This is a genomic window from Serratia sp. CY31944 (assembly GCF_052169175.1).
GTDB classification, from domain to species: Bacteria; Pseudomonadota; Gammaproteobacteria; order Enterobacterales; family Enterobacteriaceae; genus Serratia; species Serratia sarumanii.
On sequence record NZ_JBJNLG010000012.1, the window covers coordinates 128,367 to 143,441 of the forward strand.

15 protein-coding genes are annotated in these 15,075 nt (G+C 63.3%); 9 read left to right on the forward strand and 6 right to left on the reverse strand.

Annotated elements, in window-relative coordinates; genetic code table 11:
* Nucleotides 1-2: 2 nt before the first annotated feature.
* Nucleotides 3-1,031, reverse strand: coding sequence for a flagella biosynthesis regulator Flk (flk, locus tag ACJ8IN_RS14205; protein WP_308325928.1), 1,029 nt, complete (start codon nucleotides 1,029-1,031; stop codon nucleotides 3-5).
* Between the two features lie 205 nt (nucleotides 1,032-1,236).
* Here flk and ACJ8IN_RS14210 point away from each other — a divergent pair, with 205 nt between their 5' ends.
* Genes ACJ8IN_RS14210 through ACJ8IN_RS14225 form a run of 4 tightly spaced genes read left to right on the forward strand, consistent with a single transcriptional unit; the run spans nucleotide 1,237 to nucleotide 4,891 of the window.
* On the forward strand, nucleotides 1,237-1,599 hold the full coding sequence (locus ACJ8IN_RS14210; protein ID WP_033635372.1) for a hypothetical protein: 363 nt from the start codon (nucleotides 1,237-1,239) through the stop codon (nucleotides 1,597-1,599).
* 49 nt (nucleotides 1,600-1,648) lie between these two features.
* A complete protein-coding gene (locus ACJ8IN_RS14215; protein ID WP_161764482.1) occupies nucleotides 1,649-3,685 on the forward strand; it encodes a protein-disulfide reductase DsbD family protein in 2,037 nt (678 codons plus the stop codon).
* Entirely contained in the window at nucleotides 3,682-4,398 is a 717-nt protein-coding gene (locus ACJ8IN_RS14220) for a DsbA family protein (RefSeq protein ID WP_033648072.1), read from the forward strand. Before ACJ8IN_RS14215 ends, ACJ8IN_RS14220 begins: the two co-directional genes overlap by 4 nt.
* Nucleotides 4,391-4,891 carry a protein disulfide oxidoreductase gene (locus ACJ8IN_RS14225; protein WP_060427701.1) on the forward strand — a complete coding sequence of 167 codons (501 nt, stop codon included), beginning with the start codon at nucleotides 4,391-4,393 and terminating at the stop codon, nucleotides 4,889-4,891. Before ACJ8IN_RS14220 ends, ACJ8IN_RS14225 begins: the two co-directional genes overlap by 8 nt.
* Here the strand turns inward: ACJ8IN_RS14225 and pdxR are convergent.
* Complete coding sequence (gene pdxR / locus ACJ8IN_RS14230; RefSeq protein ID WP_060425852.1) at nucleotides 4,888-6,354, reverse strand: MocR-like pyridoxine biosynthesis transcription factor PdxR; 1,467 nt, start codon at nucleotides 6,352-6,354, stop codon at nucleotides 4,888-4,890. The two genes, ACJ8IN_RS14225 and pdxR, sit on opposite strands and share 4 nt — an antisense overlap.
* A 172-nt stretch (nucleotides 6,355-6,526) precedes the next feature.
* Between pdxR and ACJ8IN_RS14235 the strand changes: the two genes are divergently transcribed.
* A complete protein-coding gene (locus ACJ8IN_RS14235; RefSeq protein ID WP_048321839.1) occupies nucleotides 6,527-7,522 on the forward strand; it encodes a DMT family transporter in 996 nt (331 codons plus the stop codon).
* Between the two features lie 156 nt (nucleotides 7,523-7,678).
* Entirely contained in the window at nucleotides 7,679-8,308 is a 630-nt protein-coding gene (locus tag ACJ8IN_RS14240) for a CatB-related O-acetyltransferase (protein WP_308325927.1), read from the forward strand.
* A gap of 34 nt (nucleotides 8,309-8,342) precedes the next feature.
* Here ACJ8IN_RS14240 and ACJ8IN_RS14245 read toward each other — a convergent pair whose 3' ends face one another.
* Genes ACJ8IN_RS14245 through ACJ8IN_RS14255 form a run of 3 tightly spaced genes read right to left on the reverse strand, consistent with a single transcriptional unit; the run spans nucleotide 8,343 to nucleotide 11,299 of the window.
* Entirely contained in the window at nucleotides 8,343-9,860 is a 1,518-nt protein-coding gene (locus ACJ8IN_RS14245) for a tripartite tricarboxylate transporter permease (RefSeq protein ID WP_033648067.1), read from the reverse strand.
* 11 nt (nucleotides 9,861-9,871) lie between these two features.
* Nucleotides 9,872-10,303 carry a tripartite tricarboxylate transporter TctB family protein gene (locus ACJ8IN_RS14250; RefSeq protein WP_033635360.1) on the reverse strand — a complete coding sequence of 144 codons (432 nt, stop codon included), beginning with the start codon at nucleotides 10,301-10,303 and terminating at the stop codon, nucleotides 9,872-9,874.
* 15 nt (nucleotides 10,304-10,318) lie between these two features.
* Entirely contained in the window at nucleotides 10,319-11,299 is a 981-nt protein-coding gene (locus tag ACJ8IN_RS14255; RefSeq protein ID WP_033635359.1) for a Bug family tripartite tricarboxylate transporter substrate binding protein, read from the reverse strand.
* Nucleotides 11,300-11,659: 360 nt separating this feature from the next.
* Here ACJ8IN_RS14255 and ACJ8IN_RS14260 point away from each other — a divergent pair, with 360 nt between their 5' ends.
* From ACJ8IN_RS14260 to ACJ8IN_RS14270, 3 genes are all read left to right on the forward strand, one after another.
* Complete coding sequence (locus tag ACJ8IN_RS14260; protein ID WP_223307145.1) at nucleotides 11,660-11,905, forward strand: hypothetical protein; 246 nt, start codon at nucleotides 11,660-11,662, stop codon at nucleotides 11,903-11,905.
* A gap of 167 nt (nucleotides 11,906-12,072) precedes the next feature.
* Nucleotides 12,073-12,747 (forward strand): transcriptional regulator TctD, encoded by a 675-nt coding sequence (gene tctD / locus ACJ8IN_RS14265; RefSeq protein WP_033648064.1) that lies wholly within the window; start codon nucleotides 12,073-12,075, stop codon nucleotides 12,745-12,747.
* The gene (locus tag ACJ8IN_RS14270; protein WP_033635356.1) at nucleotides 12,734-14,152 is read left to right on the forward strand and encodes a sensor histidine kinase; all 1,419 of its coding nucleotides are present in this window, start codon (nucleotides 12,734-12,736) and stop codon (nucleotides 14,150-14,152) included. Before tctD ends, ACJ8IN_RS14270 begins: the two co-directional genes overlap by 14 nt.
* On the opposite strand, the gene ACJ8IN_RS14275 is transcribed toward ACJ8IN_RS14270, so the two are convergent.
* A complete protein-coding gene (locus tag ACJ8IN_RS14275) occupies nucleotides 14,149-15,069 on the reverse strand; it encodes a DMT family transporter (RefSeq protein WP_033648062.1) in 921 nt (306 codons plus the stop codon). The two genes, ACJ8IN_RS14270 and ACJ8IN_RS14275, sit on opposite strands and share 4 nt — an antisense overlap.
* Nucleotides 15,070-15,075 lie beyond the last annotated feature (6 nt).

Genomic DNA, 15,075 nt, shown 5'->3' on the forward strand with positions numbered 1-15,075 from the left:
CGTTAAAACACCAGCGCCAGTATGATCGCCAGCGCCACCAGCAGCAGGATCAGCGCCGCGGCAGGCTTGCTGAGCGCTTTTTGCAGCGGCAGCGGCAGGGCGGCGATCAGCGGGTTGAGCAGCGGCTGCGGCTCGACGGGCTGGCTGACGATCGGCTGAGCCTGGCCGGCCTTCTCCAGGCGGCGGGCAAACAGCTGATGAATGGCGTCGCTCATTTGCGGATGCGTTAGCGGCGCATTGGCGCCGCAGTTGAAGCGCGTCTGGCAATAGTCGTTCATCTGCTGCAGCTCTTGCTCGTCCGCCGGCTGCTTGAGTGCCGCCAGCAGATTGTTCAGCGTCGGCGCGCTCTGCGGGCTGAGGGCCACCTTTACTTGCAAGAATTGGTTTAACAGCTGGAAGTGGCGCGCCGGCAGCGGATCGTTGGTTTTCACGCCCGCCAGATCAAACAGCGTTTGCCAGATTTTAGCCGGCGCTTCACCGGTGGCCGCGCTAAGTTTGGTGACCTGCTGCTGCAGGCTTTGATGCTCTGCGGGCAGCAGCGGGCGATCGCTGGTGGCGGTTTGCTGCGGCTGGGGAATGGCCAGGCCGCCGGTCTGCAACAGATTCAGCACCTGCTGCAGCTGCGGTGGGCTCAGCTGGCTCAGTACCGTGTGGCCGAACTGCTGGCGAATAAAGTCGCTGACCGCCTGGCGGTTGTTGCCCTGCGGCAGCAATTCGGCCAGCTGTTGCAACAGCTGGCGCCCGGCATGGTTTTGCTGCGCCTGCGTCAGGCGCGTTTGCAGCAGCTGTTCCGCCGGTTGAAAATGACGCGCCAGCAGTTCACCGCCGTTATCGGCGCCGAGATCGTGACGCAGAGTCGCCCAGATCTCCGCCGGCTTTGCCGGGCTGAGCGTCATGATTTTCACGATCAGCTTTTCCAGCGTCGTGCGCTGCGCCGGAGAGAGGGGTTGATCGTCAGTGGCCGCCGTTTTGCCCGGGGAGGGAGGGCGTTCGCCGGCGATTGGGGTGCCCGGCCCACTCAAAGGTTGCATATCACCAGTCCTTCGCTGTGTATCCCCGCAGAATGCCTGGAGGAGAGAATCATCATCGTACCCGGCGAAAAGCGCAGGCTTACCCACTATGATACCTATAAATCGCCGCCATCAATACCGTCGCTCAGACATTTCTTTACCGACAAAACGTTGCTAATCGCGCCCGCGCCGCTAAGATAGCCCCAGACCCGAACGTGAGGATGGCATGGTTAAACGGCAGCGGATTGCAAAATGGTTTTTATGCCTGGCTTGCCTGGTGGTGCTGACGTGCATGACCCAGCGCATGGCGGGCCTGCATGCGCTGCAGCAAACGCTGGGGATCCCGGCGGCCACTGCCGTTCAGTCCGGTGATACCGCCGCCGAAGCGCAGCCGACGCCCTGTGAGCTGAGCGCCAAGTCATTGCTGGCCGCGCCGCCGGTGATGTTCGAAACCGTGCTGTTCGGGCTGGGTCTGCTGCTGGCGCTGTTGGCGCCGACCATCGCCGCGCGCCTGCGCATTCCTCCTCCCCGCGCCATTTCACCCCCCACCCTCAGGGTGCACCTTCGATTATGCGTCTTCCGTGAATGAGTTAATCGCCCGTTTTTCGCGGTGATTTAATCATTTATGGAGAATTAACATGTTGAAAATTATCAGGCTGGCCTGTGCTTGCCTGTTTATGCTGTGGCTACCTGCCTTGCAGGCGGCGGACAGCGGCTGGCTGAAAAATCCGGCCAACGATCATGCCAAGGTGCGGCTGCGCGCCGACACGTCACAGTCGGGGGAGACCCGCCTGCTGCTGTCGGTCGAGCTGCAAAAGGGCTGGAAAACCTACTGGCGTTCCCCTGGCGAAGGCGGCATCGCGCCGGCTATCGTCTGGCAGGGCAACCCGCCGCCGGCGACCTGGCACTGGCCGACGCCGCAGCGTTTCGAAGTGGCCGGCATTTCCACCCAGGGCTATCACGATCGGGTCACGCTGCCGATCGTGATGTCAGGCCCGGTATCCGGCCCGCTGGCGGGCACCCTGACGCTGTCCACCTGCAGCAACGTCTGCATTCTGACCGACTACCCGTTCAGTCTGGATCTGACGACGCCGAACGATCCGCAGTTTAACCACGACTTCGCGCAGGCGATGGGGCAGGTGCCGATCGCCGCCGGGGTGGCGGAGAGCGTCAAGGCCGGTTACCGCAACGGCGAGCTGCAGATTGCCGCCGAGCGCGCCGCCGGCTGGCAACAGCCCGCGCTGTTCTTCGATACGCTGGCGGATGCCGATCTCGGCAAGCCGCAGGTCGAGACCGACGGCGCTCAACTGTTGGCGCGGGTGCCGGTCAGCGACGGTTGGGGCGATGCGGCGCCGGATCTGCGCGGCAAAACGCTGACGCTGGTGATCGACGACGGCGGCATGGCGCAGCAGATTACGCTGCCGATTGGCGATCCGCTGGCCGCGCCCGTCGGTGCGGCGTTCCCGCTGTGGCAGGCGGTATTGATGGCGCTGGCGGGCGGGTTAATCCTCAACCTGATGCCGTGCGTGCTGCCGGTGCTGGGCATCAAGCTCGGCTCCATCCTGCAGGTGGAGCATCGCGATCGGCGCAGCGTACGCTTGCAGTTCCTGGCGTCGTCGCTGGGTATCGTCGCCTCGTTTATGGCGCTGGCCCTGTTGATGACGCTGCTGCGGCTCGGCAACCATGCGCTCGGCTGGGGCATTCAGTTCCAGAATCCGTGGTTTATCGGCTTTATGGTGCTGGTGACGCTGCTGTTCAGCGCCAACCTGTTTGGCCTGTTCCACCTGCGCCTCTCGTCCGATCTGAACACCTCGCTGGCTACCCATAACGGGCAGGGGCTGAGCGGCCATTTCTGGCAGGGCGCGTTCGCCACGCTGTTGGCGACGCCGTGCTCGGCGCCGTTTCTCGGCACGGCGGTGGCCTTCGCGCTGGCGGCGTCGCTGCCGGTGCTGTGGGGCATGTTCATCGCGCTCGGCATCGGCATGAGCCTGCCGTGGCTGCTGATCGCCGCCTGGCCGTCGCTGGCGCTGCGCTTGCCGCGCCCCGGCCGCTGGATGAATACCGTCAAGCTGGCGATGGGGCTGTTGATGCTGGCGTCGTCGCTGTGGCTGCTGAGCCTGTTGAGCAACCATATCGGCGTGCAGGCCACGCTGTGGCTGGGGGCGTTGGCGCTGCTGGCGTTGCTGCTGGCGGTGTGGCGTCAACAGGGCGCACGGTTGGCGGCCAAGCTGGCGGCGGGCACGTTGGTGCTGGCGGGCGTGGCCTTGCTGGCCGGATCGCTGACCGCCGGCCTGTGGCGCCAGCCGTTGCAGGATCGGGTGCAGTGGCAACCGCTGAGCGAACAGGCGATTACCGAAGCGCTGGCCCAGCATAAGCGGGTGTTCGTCGACGTGACCGCCGACTGGTGTGTGACCTGTAAAGCCAACAAATTCAATGTGCTGTTGCGCGATGACGTGCAGCGCGCGCTGAGCGCCGACGACGTGGTCGCGCTGCGCGGCGACTGGAGCCGCCCGTCGGCCGACATCAGCGCCTTCCTGCAAAAGCGCGGCAGCGTCGCCGTGCCTTTCAACCAAATCTATGGCCCCGGCAGCCCGGAGGGCGAGGTGTTATCCCCGCTGTTGACCCGTGACGCCGTGCTGCAAACCCTTTCCCATGCCAAAGGAACCGAACAATGAAAAAGCTACTGATTTTACTGATGATCATCGCCGCCCCGGTGTGGGCCGCCGAGCCTTTCACTCCGGCACAAGAGGCGCGTATCAAAGAGATGATCCGCGAAACGTTGGTGTCTAACCCGGACATTCTGGCGCAGGCGGTGGACGCCTGGCAGCAGCAAACCGCCGGCCAGCAGATCAGCCAGGCTATCAAGCAGAACGCCAAAACGCTGTATCAGGATCCGGCCAGCCCGCGCCTCGGCGCCGCCAACCCCAAACTGACGCTGGTGACCTTTACCGACTATAACTGCCCGTACTGCAAGCGTTTCGATCCGATGCTGGAGAAGATCGTCAAGCAATACCCGGACGTGGCGCTGGTGGTGAAACTGCTACCGTTCAAGGGCGAAAGCTCGGTCAGTTCGGCGCGCGTGGCGCTCACCACCTGGCAGCAACATCCGGATCAATTCTGGGCCCTGCACCAGCGGCTGATGGCGAAAAAGGGCTTCCACGACAACGCCAGCATCGCCGCCGCGCAAGAGAAAACCGGCGTCAAGGCGGTGGCGCCCAGCGAGCAGAGCATGACCACGCTGCGCACCAACATGGAATTGGCGGAGCAACTGGGCGTGCAGGGGACGCCGGCGACGCTGATCGGCGATCGGATGCTGCCGGGGGCAGTATCCTATGAAGAGCTGGAAGCGATGGTGAAACAGCAGTTGGCGAAGGCCAACAATGGCTAAGCTCAAGCGCTGGGGGCGCGAGTTGCTGCTGCTGGCGCTGATCGCGCTGGCGGTGGTGACGGTGATGGATTGGCTGAACGCGCCGCAGGCGCCGCCGGCCTTCGATGCCCAGACCCTGACCACGCTGGATGGCGAGAGTGTGTCGTTGGCGCAGCTCAGCCATGAGCGGCCGCTGCTGGTTTACTTCTGGGCCAGCTGGTGCGGCGTCTGCCGTTTCACCACGCCGGACGTCGCCCGTTTGCAGGCGGCGGGCGGCAACGTGCTGACCGTCGCGCTGCGCTCGGGCGACGATGCCCAGGTGAGACAATGGCTGGCGCGCAAACGGCTGGCGCTGCCGGTGGTCAACGATCCGGCTGGTACGCTCTCGGCACAGTGGCAGATTGGCGTGACGCCGACCTTCGTGGTGGTCTCGCAGGGCAAGGTGGTGCAGACCACCACCGGTTGGACCAGCTACTGGGGGATGAAGCTGCGGCTGTGGTGGGCCGCCGTCTAACCGGCGTTTTTCTCCGTTATCACCTCCTCAATCGCCCGGCATAGCCGGGCGATACCTTCTTCAATCTGCGGCGGCGAGTTGGCGGCGAAATTCAGCCGCAGGCCGTGCGCGCCCAAATGTTCCTGCGCATAAAAGCATTCGCCGCGCGCGAAGGTCACGCCGTATCGCCAGGCGACCGGCATCAGCTCGGCGGTGGTCACCGATGCCGGCAGCGTCAGCCAGATAAACAAGCCTCCCTGCGGCGTTTCAAAGCGGCATCCCGGCGGCAGCCGCCGTTGCAAGGCGTCAATCATCACCTCCAGATGGCGGCGGTAGACGCGCCCGGCGCGCCGCAGCTGCTTGTCGTAACGGCCGACGGTGACGAAAGCGTCCAGCGCCCGCTGGATCAGGCTGGAACTGGTAAAGCTGTCGACGTGCTTCAGCCTTGCGAAGCGCTGATAGTGTTCGCTGTCCGCCACCAGATAGCCGATGCGCATGCTGGGCAGCAGCATTTTGGAGAAGGTACTGACGTAGATCACCGCGCCCGGCTGCGCCAGCGCGCGCAGCGACGGCAGTTGTTTGCCCTGATAGCGCAGATCGCCGACGAAGTCGTCTTCCAGGATCACCACGCCGGCCTGTTGAGCGATCGCCAGCAGGCGTCGCCGCCGCGCCTCGCTCAGGCAGCGGCCGGTCGGGTTGTGGAAGTTGGGGATGGTGTAGATCAGTTTGGGGCGGTGGCGTTCTAACAATTCCGGCAGCAAATCCACCCGCATGCCGTGGCGGTCGCCCGGTACGGTGACGATATTGACGCGGTGCTGGCGCAGCAGGCCCAGCGCTTCGGCGTAGGTCGGCTCTTCGACGATCGCCGTATCGCCCGGCGCCAGCAGGCTTTGCACCACCAGGCTGATGGCGTGCTGCGAGCCGTTGGTGATCAGCACCTGTTCCGCCTGCGTGGGGATGCCCTGCGCGCTGAGAATGCGGCTCAGCGTATCGCGCAGCGGGTAGTAGCCGCAGTATTCGCCGTAGCTGAAGGCCTCTTCCGCGTGGCGGCTGAGCACCGACAGCAGCACTTTGCGAAACGCCTCCAGCGGAAACACCTTAGGGCTGCCGACGCCGGCGGCGAAGTTGATCAGCCCCTCCGGCAGCGGGGCGTCGGCGTAGCCGTCCAGCCGCGAGGTGAGGGTGGTGAAGCTTTCCAGCGGGAAAGGGGCATCGCTGCTCGGCCGGGCCGGGCGTGCCTGCATCTGCGGATGCGCGACATAGGCGCCGCTGCCGCGCCGCTGATGCAAAAAGCCCTTGGCCGCCAGTTCGGCGTAGGCGTTATCCACCGTTAAACGGCTGACCGCCAGTTCGGCCGCCAGCGTGCGCGTCGAGGGCAATTTGTCGCCATCGACAAACACGCCGGTGAGGATGGCGCGTCGCAGCGCTTCTTCGATCTGTAAATAGAGCGGAACGTCCTGCTCGCGATCCAACGGGATATGCATGGGAAATTGGCCCGGTTATGGAGAGAGGTTTTTACTATACCCCATGTCAACAGGGCTTCAAGCGCAGAAAAGTGGCCTGCATGACAACGCCGCAAAGTGGCTATAGTGAGAAAAAATGGCCGCGTTACACTGTGCGCCTGAGCATTTATGTCGCCATTTTTCCGAGGATCTCATGTCATTACCGTCAGGCGTTTCCGCCCGGCCGGCGCTGCCCGGCGCGCGTCTTTTTCAGGGCAGCAGCCAGGGTTACGCCATCGCCATTATCAGCGCCATGCTGCTGGCCTTTACCGCCATCATCATCCGCGCGCTGACCGAGTACTATCACCTGCCGACCTTCGTGCTGGCGTTCTGGCGCGCGGCGCTGGTGGCGCTGGTGCTGTTGCCGCTGCTGTTGCTGGTGAAACCGCAGTGGGCGCGCCTGCGCCGTAAACAGGTGGCATTCTACGCGCTTTACGGGCTGCTGCTGGCGCTGTTCAACAGCCTGTGGACGCTGTCGGTGGCGCTGAACGGCGCATCGGTGGCGACCATTCTGACCTACTGCTCGGTGGGTTTTACCGTGTTCCTCGGCTGGGTGATGTACAGCGAACGCCTGACGCTGCGCCAATTGCTGGTGATCGCCATCAGCCTGGGCGGTTGCTTCCTGGTCAGCAACGGCGACAGCATGGGGAACAGCCACTTCGATCTGTTGGGGCTGCTGGTGGGGATGCTGTCGGGCATCGGCTATACCCTGTATACCCTCGGCGGGCGGGTGGCCAGCGAACGCGGCTATCCGGTGTGGAATACCATCCTGTACGTGTTCGGTTTTTCGGCGCTGTACCAGCTGGTGTTCAACGCGGCGTTGACGGCGTTCCCGCTGGCGGCGTTCCACGGCATGGCCGGCTCTCTGTGGTTCCTGTCGCACGGCGCGCAGGGCATTCAGTGGAGCGGCTGGCTGTTGCTGCTGGCGCTGGCCGCCGGGCCGACGCTGCTGGGCTTCGGGCTGTACAATATCAGCCTGAAAACGCTGCCGCTGGCGGTGGCCAACCTGATCCTGTCGCTGGAGCTGGTGTTCACCGCGGTGATCGCCTATTTCCTGCTGGGGGAGAGCATGAATCAGCTGCAGCTGCTGGGCAGTGCGCTGGTGATGGGCGGGGTGCTGCTGTTGAAAAGCAAGACCGCCGAGGCGTGATCGGCTACCATTACGCCTCGCAAGAGGGGCCGTAATGATGAATAACCCGAGATTGAAACGAGCGCTTATCGCTTGAATGGCCGTGTTGAGTGAACGACAACACGGCCACAGACATTCCGTTCCGTGGCTTTTATTCCCGTAACCAGAGAATACGCCATGTCCGAAAAACACTGGTCCAACACCGAGCTGCTGCATCAGACGGTGACCAACCCGAATATTATCGTCAAAGGCACCCACAGCTACTACAGCGACTGTTGGGATAACGGCTTCGAACGCTCGGTAGTGCGCTATCTGCACGGCGACGCGGTCAGCCGGCAATGGCAGCCGCTGGGCGACATAGACCGCCTGCTGATCGGCGATTACGTGTGCATCGCGGCCGAAGCGGTGATCCTGATGGGCGGCAATCACACCCATCGCATCGACTGGCTGAGCCTGTATCCGTTTATGGCAACCATCAAGCAGGCGTACCGCCCCAAAGGCGATACCCGGCTGGGCGACGGTTGCTGGATCGGCATGCGGGCGATGCTGATGCCGGGAATCTCGATAGGTGAGGGGGCGATCGTCGCCGCCGGCAGCGTGGTGGCCGGCGATGTTGAGCCTTATGCCATCGTCGGCGGTAATCCGGCGAGGTTTATCCGTTGGCGGTTCGCGCCGGAGGTCATCGCGCGGTTGCTTGCCTTGCGCCTCTATGACTTGTCCGAGGCGGACTTTACGGGGATTCAGCCCCTGCTCGCCGATGGCGATATCGATGCGTTGGAAAGGGGAATTGCGGCCTTGCGCCGTTAAACGCAACGGGCGGGGATTCCCCGCCCGTTTCGCGTTACTCGGCCTTGGCCTCGATCGCCGATTGGCGGCGTTTGCGCATCAGGCGCAGCAGCGGCGGCAGCGCCAGTACCGCGACCGCCAGCACCAGCAGCGTTTGCGCGATGCTGCTGCTCCACAGGATGCCGAACTCGCCGTTGCTGATCGACAGCGCGCGACGCAGATTCTGCTCCAGCATCTCACCCAGCACGAAGCCCAGAATCAGCGGCGACATCGGGAAGTGCATTTTCCGCAGGATGTAGCCGAACACGCCCAACCCGACCATCAGCAGCAGGTCGAAGGTGGTGCTGTGCACCGCATAAACCCCCACCGCCGAAACCGCGGCGATCGCCGGCACCAGGAACCACAGCGGGATGGTCAGCATGCGGGTGAACAGGCCGACCAGCGGCAGGTTCATGATCAGCAGGATGACGTTGGCGATCAGCAGCGCCGCGATCAGCCCCCAGACGATATCCGGCTGTTCGGTGAACATCGCCGGGCCGGGGGTGATGTTGTACAGCGTCAGCGCGCCCATCATCACCGCCGTGGTGCCGGAACCCGGCACCCCCAGCGTCAGCATCGGAATGAACGAACCGCAGGCCGAGGCGTTGTTGGCCGCTTCCGGCGCCGCTACGCCGCGGATGTCGCCCTTGCCGAAGGTGTCGCTGTTGCCGCTGATTTTCTTCTCGGTCATGTAGGTCAGCGCGCTGGCGATAGTGGCGCCGGCGCCCGGCAGAATGCCGACGAAGAAGCCGATCACCGACGAGCGCAGGGTAGGGCCTGCGCACTGCGCCGCCTCTTTGCGGTTGAACAGCAACCGGCCGGTTTTACGCACCAGCTTTTGTCCGGCGCTGGTGCTTTCCAGCATCAGCAGGATTTCGCTGACCGAGAACAAGCCGATCACCACCACGATAAACTGCACGCCGTCAGAGAGGTGCACGCTGTCGAAGGTAAAGCGGTAAACGCCGGTATTGGCATCGACGCCCACCGTCGCCAGCCCCAGGCCGATCAGCGCCGCCAGCAGCGATTTCAGCGGGTTCTGGCTCATCATGCTGCCGAGGCAGGCGATGGCGAACACCATCAGGGCGAAATACTCCGCCGGGCCGAAGGCCAGCGACCAGCGGGCCAGCAGCGGCGCGAACAGGATGATGCCGCCGATGGCGATCATCGAGCCGACGAACGAGCTGACCGCCGAGATGGACAGCGCCACGCCGGCGCGCCCCTGCTGCGCCATCGGGTAGCCGTCCAGCGCGGTCATGATCGCCGCCGCGTCGCCCGGCACGTTGAGCAGAATCGACGAGATGCGCCCGCCGTACTCGCAGCCGATATACACCGTCGCCAGCAGGATCAGCGCCGATTCGGCCGGCAGCTTGAGGGCAAACGCCAGCGGCAGCAGGATCGCCACGCCGTTGATCGGCCCGAGGCCCGGCAGCAGGCCGACGATGGTGCCGACGAAGCAGCCGATCAGGGCGATAATCAGGTTCTGCGGCACCAGCGCCACTTCGAACCCTTGGGTCAAATACATCCAGGTATCCATCATCGCTCCCGTTAGCTCAGCCAGGCGCCGAGCGGCAGTGTGACATCAAGAAGGCGGTCAAAGGCGTAATACAGCACTGCGCCCATGACGACGCCGGAGATCGCCGCCGCCGGCAGGCTGGCCTGAAACAGCAGGCCGATGCTGAACGTCAGCAGCGCGGTCGCCAGCGGGAAGCCCAGCCATTCAAAGCCCCAGGCATACAGCACCAGGGTGATCACCAGCACCAGCAGCCGCTGCAGCACCTTGTTGTGCGGCCACTCCACCGCCTGCGGGCGGCGCAGCAACAGCAGGGCCGAGCACAGCGCCATCAGGCTGAGGATCGCCAGCGGGAACGGGCGCGGCCCCAGCGGTTCATAGCTGTATTCGCTTTGGATGCCCCAGCCGATGAACAGCCCGCCGATACACAGCAGCAGCCAAAAGCCGGCAAAAATACGATCGCTCATGGTTTTCCCCTGCGGTTATTTGGCCAGGCCGAACACTTTCGCCTGCTCACGGTATTGGGCAACCTGATTCTTCACGTAGGCGTCCAGCTCTTTGCCGGTCATGTTGAATTCGAACAGGCCGCGCAGATCGCGCTGCTGCTTGAATTCGTCGGTCGCCATCATTTTCTGGAAGGTGTCGATCCACCACTGATACTCTTCATCGCTGACTTTCGGCCCGACGTAGAAGCCGCGAATAATCGGCCACACCAGGCTGTATCCCTGTTCTTTGGCGGTCGGAATGTCGGCCAGTTGGCCCGGCAAACGTTGCTCGGCATACACCGCCAGGACGCGGATCTTGTCGCCCTGCAGGTAAGGCACCATCTCGCTCAGGTCACCGGAGACCGCCTGGATATGGTTGCCGAGCAGCGCGGTGACCGGCTCGCCGCCGCCTTCGAACGCCACGTAGCGCATCTTGCGCGGATCCACGCCGACTTCGCGCGCCAGCAGCGCGGTTTTCATCCAGTCCTGGCTGCCGATGGAGGCGCCGGCGCCGAATACCACGCTGTTGGGATCTTTTTGGAAGGCGTCCATCAGGTCTTTCAGGGTTTTGTAAGGCGAGTCGGCGCGCACCGCGATCATGCCGTAGTCGGTACCGACCGCCGCCAGCCATTTCACGTCGTCCACGTTGTAGCGGCCGAACTTGCCCTGGGCCAGATTGAGCAGCGAACCGCCGGAGAAGGCCACCACGGTGCCGAACTCCGCCGGGCGCTGCGCGACGATGGCGTTGTAGGCCACCGCGCCGACGCCGCCGGGCATATAGGTGACGCGCATCGGTTTATCGATGGCCTTGGTGTCCTGCAGCGACACCTGAATCAGCTTGCAGGTCAGATCGAAGCCGCCGCCGGGCTTGGCCGGCGCGATGCATTCGGTGCGTTTGGGCGCTTCCACGGCAAAGGCCTGATTGGCTGCCAGCAGCAGGGCGGCGGCGGTAAAGGTACGGGTCATTATTTTTTTCATTGTGACTTGCCCTCGGTATTGTTCTGATTGTGAAATCCCGCCGGGTGCGGTTGCAGGATTGTTAAAACAACAACCTTTCATTTACCTTTCAGTGGCCGGAAAAGTTTCCAGTCTGTGATTAGGGTCTCTTGTCGCCGGCAAATAACGGATGCGCTACCATAGAAAAGCGGGCAAGAACAGGGCGCAAAACCGGGCAAAATCCTGCGTAATATCAGGTTTGCCGTTCTGCTTTCGCGATAAAATCACGATCGGTGAAATGAATAGAGACGCAGTGATATGTTTTCGTTAGGGAAATTGTTTGGTGGCAGGGACAGCGCCAAAGTAGGTGCGATTAAACGGTTGCCTGAGGTTTACGCTGAAATGACGGGAAAAACCGGGCAGTGCCGTTTAAAGCGACTGCGTGCCGACGTTGGCGTTTTTGAGCTGCATTTTGTCAACGCCGACGGTGAAAAATATGCTTGCCAGATGACCGCCTGCGTGACCGGCATCGATCTGGTGTTTGCCGTCAACAACCGCTCCGTGCTGGTTTCTTCACCGTTTACCGCCGACAAACTGCGCCCGGTGCTGGACATCGCCGTTGCCGATAGCCCCATTCCGCTGATCTGACACCGGCCTGCGATCGCGCCCCATACGCATAATTGTGTGCCAGCTCCCAAAACTGGCGGCGCGGCGCTCTTTTATCCCCTTATTTTCCATGCCATTCTCTGTTATCGGCCTGTTAACAGGTGCCGTGTCGGCGCCAGGTTGTTCAGGTAAATCAATGGAATGGGAACATGCGACTGTTATTGGTTGAAGATCACCCCGAGCTGTCTCACTGGTTGCAAAAGGCGCTGACCGGCGCCGGCTTTGCCGTTGACGTCGCCCCGGACGGCGTGGCGGCGGATCACCTGCTGCTCAACGAACGCTATGCGCTCGCGGTGCTGGATGTGGCGCTGCCGCGTATGAACGGCCTGGATTTGCTGGCGCGCCTGCGCAAGCGCGGGCAGGATCTGCCGGTGCTGCTGCTGACGGCACGCACCGACGTGGCCGACCGGGTGAAAGGCCTGAATCTGGGGGCGGACGATTACCTCACTAAGCCGTTCGAACTGGACGAGCTGGAAGCGCGCATCCGGGCGCTGCTGCGCCGCAGCGTCGGCGCCCCGCAGCCGGCGTTGCAGTACGGCGCGTTGACCTATCACGACGAAGGCTATTTTCTGCTGGAGGGCAAGCCGCTGGCGCTGACGCCGCGCGAACTGGCGGTGCTGACCGCGCTGATGCACCGGCGCGGCCGCCCGGTGGCCAAGCAACAGCTGTTCGAACAGGTGTTTACGCTGTCCGACGAAGCCAACCCGGAGAGCATCGAGCTTTACGTACACCGCCTGCGGAAAAAGCTGCAGGGCAGCGACGTGGCGATCGTCACGCTGCGCGGCCTGGGCTACAGCCTGGAGCTGTGCAATGCGGTGGTTTAACGCGCCGCGTTCGCTGTTCTATCAACTGCTGCTGTTTTTTGGCCTGCCGTTGCTGGCGTTGGGCGGCATCTCTATCTACACCCACTATTTCAGCGCCATGAGCGCCGCCACCCTGGCTTACGATCGCACGCTGCTGGCGTCGGCGCGCACCGTGGCGGAGCGGCTGGTGGTGCGCGAAGGCAAGCTGGCGGTCGATGTGCCCTATGTGGTGCTCGACAGCTTCGAGCGCAACATGAACGATCAGCTGTATTACGAGGTGATTTCGCCGCAGGGGAAAAGCATTTCGGGCTATGACGATTTGCCGCCTTTGCCGCCCCATATCCCGCGCTCCACGCTCTACCCGGCGCTGGTGCATTTTTACGATGCGGAATACCTCGGCCGGCCGATCCGCGTGGCGGCGCTGTTTCAACCGGTCAACGAGTCGGGGGTGAGCGGCATGGCGACCATTTTGGTGGCGGAAACCCTGGAGTCGCGCCGTTACCTGGCGCGGCAGATGATGATCGCGGCGCTGTTGAGCCAGGGCACGGTGGTGGTGTTGACCCTGATCCTGGCGTTCGCGCTGCTCAAGCGGGTGTTGAAACCGATGCGTAAACTCTCCGGCATCATGCTGCGGCGCGATCCGGGTGAGCTGACGCCCTTGCCGCGGGTATTGCCGTGGTCGGAGATGCAGCCGCTGCTGGTGGCGTTCAATCGTTACATCGAACGGCTGCGGCTGATGGTGGCGCGTCAGGAACGTTTCAGCGCCGACGCCTCCCACCAGCTGCGCACGCCGCTGGCGGTGTTGAAGACTCAGGTTGGGGTGGCGCTGGCCAGCGATCGGCCGCAGCAGTGGCGTGAAAGCCTGCAGGCGATGAGCGCGACGCTGGATAATACCGTGGCGCTGACCGATCGCCTGCTGCACCTCTCACGTCTGAAGGCCAGCGAGCACCAGGCCGAGCGCCAGCTACAGCCGGTCAATCTGGCGCAGGTGCTGCGCGACGCCTGCTTTTCCCGCTTGCCGCAGGCGCGCAGCAAACAGATCGATCTGGGTTTCGAAGGCGAGGCGGCGTGTCAGGTGGCGGGGGAGCCGCTGCTGTTGGCCGAACTGTGCGCCAATCTGCTGGACAATGCGCTGAAATACACGCCGCGTCAGGGGATAGTGACCGCCCGCCTCACTCAGGATAAGGCGGCGGGGGAAGGCGTGCTGGAGATTGAAGACAGCGGCCCCGGCATCGCCTTGCAGGATAAGGCGCTGGCGCTGCAGCCGTTTCACCGGCTGGACAACGTGGGCGATCAGCCGGGCGCCGGCCTGGGGTTGGCGCTGGTGAAGGACATCACCGCCTATCACGGCACCCGCCCGGAGCTGCTGAGCTCCGCCGCGCTGGGCGGCCTGTTGGTGCGGGTGCGCTTCAGGTTGCTGCCTTAAGCCTGTTCTTTGCAGGACTCGACGTTGGCCGCCGGGGCTTTGGCTTTACGCGTCAGCGGCGTGCGCAGCCGCTGCGACAGGATAACGCCCAGCAGTGTGATGCCGCCGCCGATCAGATGGTAACCGTGCAACTGCTCATGCAGGAACAGCACGGCGATAGCGGCGGTAAACACCGGCGCCAGGTTCATGAAGATCGAGGCGGTGTTGGCGCCCAAGCGCATCACGCCTTGGATCCACAGGAACGGGGCGATGATCGAAGCTGGAATGCCGGCGAACAGCACCAGCGGCAGGTTATGGCCGTTCAAGCCGACATCCTGCGCCATCAGGAAATTAGGCAGCAGCAGCAGCACGCCGAACAGGATCTGCACGTACAGCGATTGCCAGTTCGGCAGCGCGATGGCCCAGCGTTTGGTCAACACGCCATACAGCGCGTAAGAGGCGGTGGCGAGCAGCATCATCAATTCCCCCTTGCCGATACCGTGCTGCAGCAGCACGCCGGGCTGGCCGCCGCTGACCAGCCAGATCAAACCACCGAAGGAGAGTATGCTGCCGAGCAGTACGCCGACGGTCGGTGCAATGCGCAGCAGCACGATGCTGATCAGGATGGTCAGCAGCGGGATCAGCGACACGATGATGCCCATAAACAGTGCGCTGACGCTGTGCGCCGCGTAATAGGCCAGGCTTTGATACAGCACCATGCCCAGCAGGCCGAGGATCATCAGCTTCCACCAGTTGGCGCGCACCTGCGCCCAGTTGCGCAGCACGCCCGGCAGCACGAACGGCGTCAGGGCAATCAGCGCCAGCAGCCAGCGGTAGAGCGAGATGGCCGCCGGATCGATGGCGGTGGCGGAGAGTTTGCTGACGACGGCGTTAATCGACCAAATCAGCACGGCCAACAGCGGGAAGAGCATATTCATGATAAT

Bases quoted from the DNA above. Each gene is read 5' to 3' on its own strand.
- ACJ8IN_RS14210 (WP_033635372.1), top strand. From the start codon at position 1,237: ATGGTTAAACGGCAGCGGATTGCAAAATGGTTTTTATGCCTGGCTTGC.
- ACJ8IN_RS14235 (WP_048321839.1), top strand. From the start codon at position 6,527: ATGTCATTACCGTCAGGCGTTTCCGCCCGGCCGGCGCTGCCCGGCGCG.
- ACJ8IN_RS14260 (WP_223307145.1), top strand. From the start codon at position 11,660: ATGACGGGAAAAACCGGGCAGTGCCGTTTAAAGCGACTGCGTGCCGAC.
- flk (WP_308325928.1), bottom strand. From the start codon at position 1,031: ATGCAACCTTTGAGTGGGCCGGGCACCCCAATCGCCGGCGAACGCCCT.
- ACJ8IN_RS14225 (WP_060427701.1), top strand. From the start codon at position 4,391: ATGGCTAAGCTCAAGCGCTGGGGGCGCGAGTTGCTGCTGCTGGCGCTG.
- ACJ8IN_RS14275 (WP_033648062.1), bottom strand. From the start codon at position 15,069: ATGAATATGCTCTTCCCGCTGTTGGCCGTGCTGATTTGGTCGATTAAC.
- ACJ8IN_RS14245 (WP_033648067.1), bottom strand. From the start codon at position 9,860: ATGGATACCTGGATGTATTTGACCCAAGGGTTCGAAGTGGCGCTGGTG.
- tctD (WP_033648064.1), top strand. From the start codon at position 12,073: ATGCGACTGTTATTGGTTGAAGATCACCCCGAGCTGTCTCACTGGTTG.
- ACJ8IN_RS14215 (WP_161764482.1), top strand. From the start codon at position 1,649: ATGTTGAAAATTATCAGGCTGGCCTGTGCTTGCCTGTTTATGCTGTGG.
- ACJ8IN_RS14255 (WP_033635359.1), bottom strand. From the start codon at position 11,299: ATGAAAAAAATAATGACCCGTACCTTTACCGCCGCCGCCCTGCTGCTG.
- ACJ8IN_RS14270 (WP_033635356.1), top strand. From the start codon at position 12,734: ATGCGGTGGTTTAACGCGCCGCGTTCGCTGTTCTATCAACTGCTGCTG.
- ACJ8IN_RS14250 (WP_033635360.1), bottom strand. From the start codon at position 10,303: ATGAGCGATCGTATTTTTGCCGGCTTTTGGCTGCTGCTGTGTATCGGC.
- ACJ8IN_RS14240 (WP_308325927.1), top strand. From the start codon at position 7,679: ATGTCCGAAAAACACTGGTCCAACACCGAGCTGCTGCATCAGACGGTG.
- ACJ8IN_RS14220 (WP_033648072.1), top strand. From the start codon at position 3,682: ATGAAAAAGCTACTGATTTTACTGATGATCATCGCCGCCCCGGTGTGG.
- pdxR (WP_060425852.1), bottom strand. From the start codon at position 6,354: ATGCATATCCCGTTGGATCGCGAGCAGGACGTTCCGCTCTATTTACAG.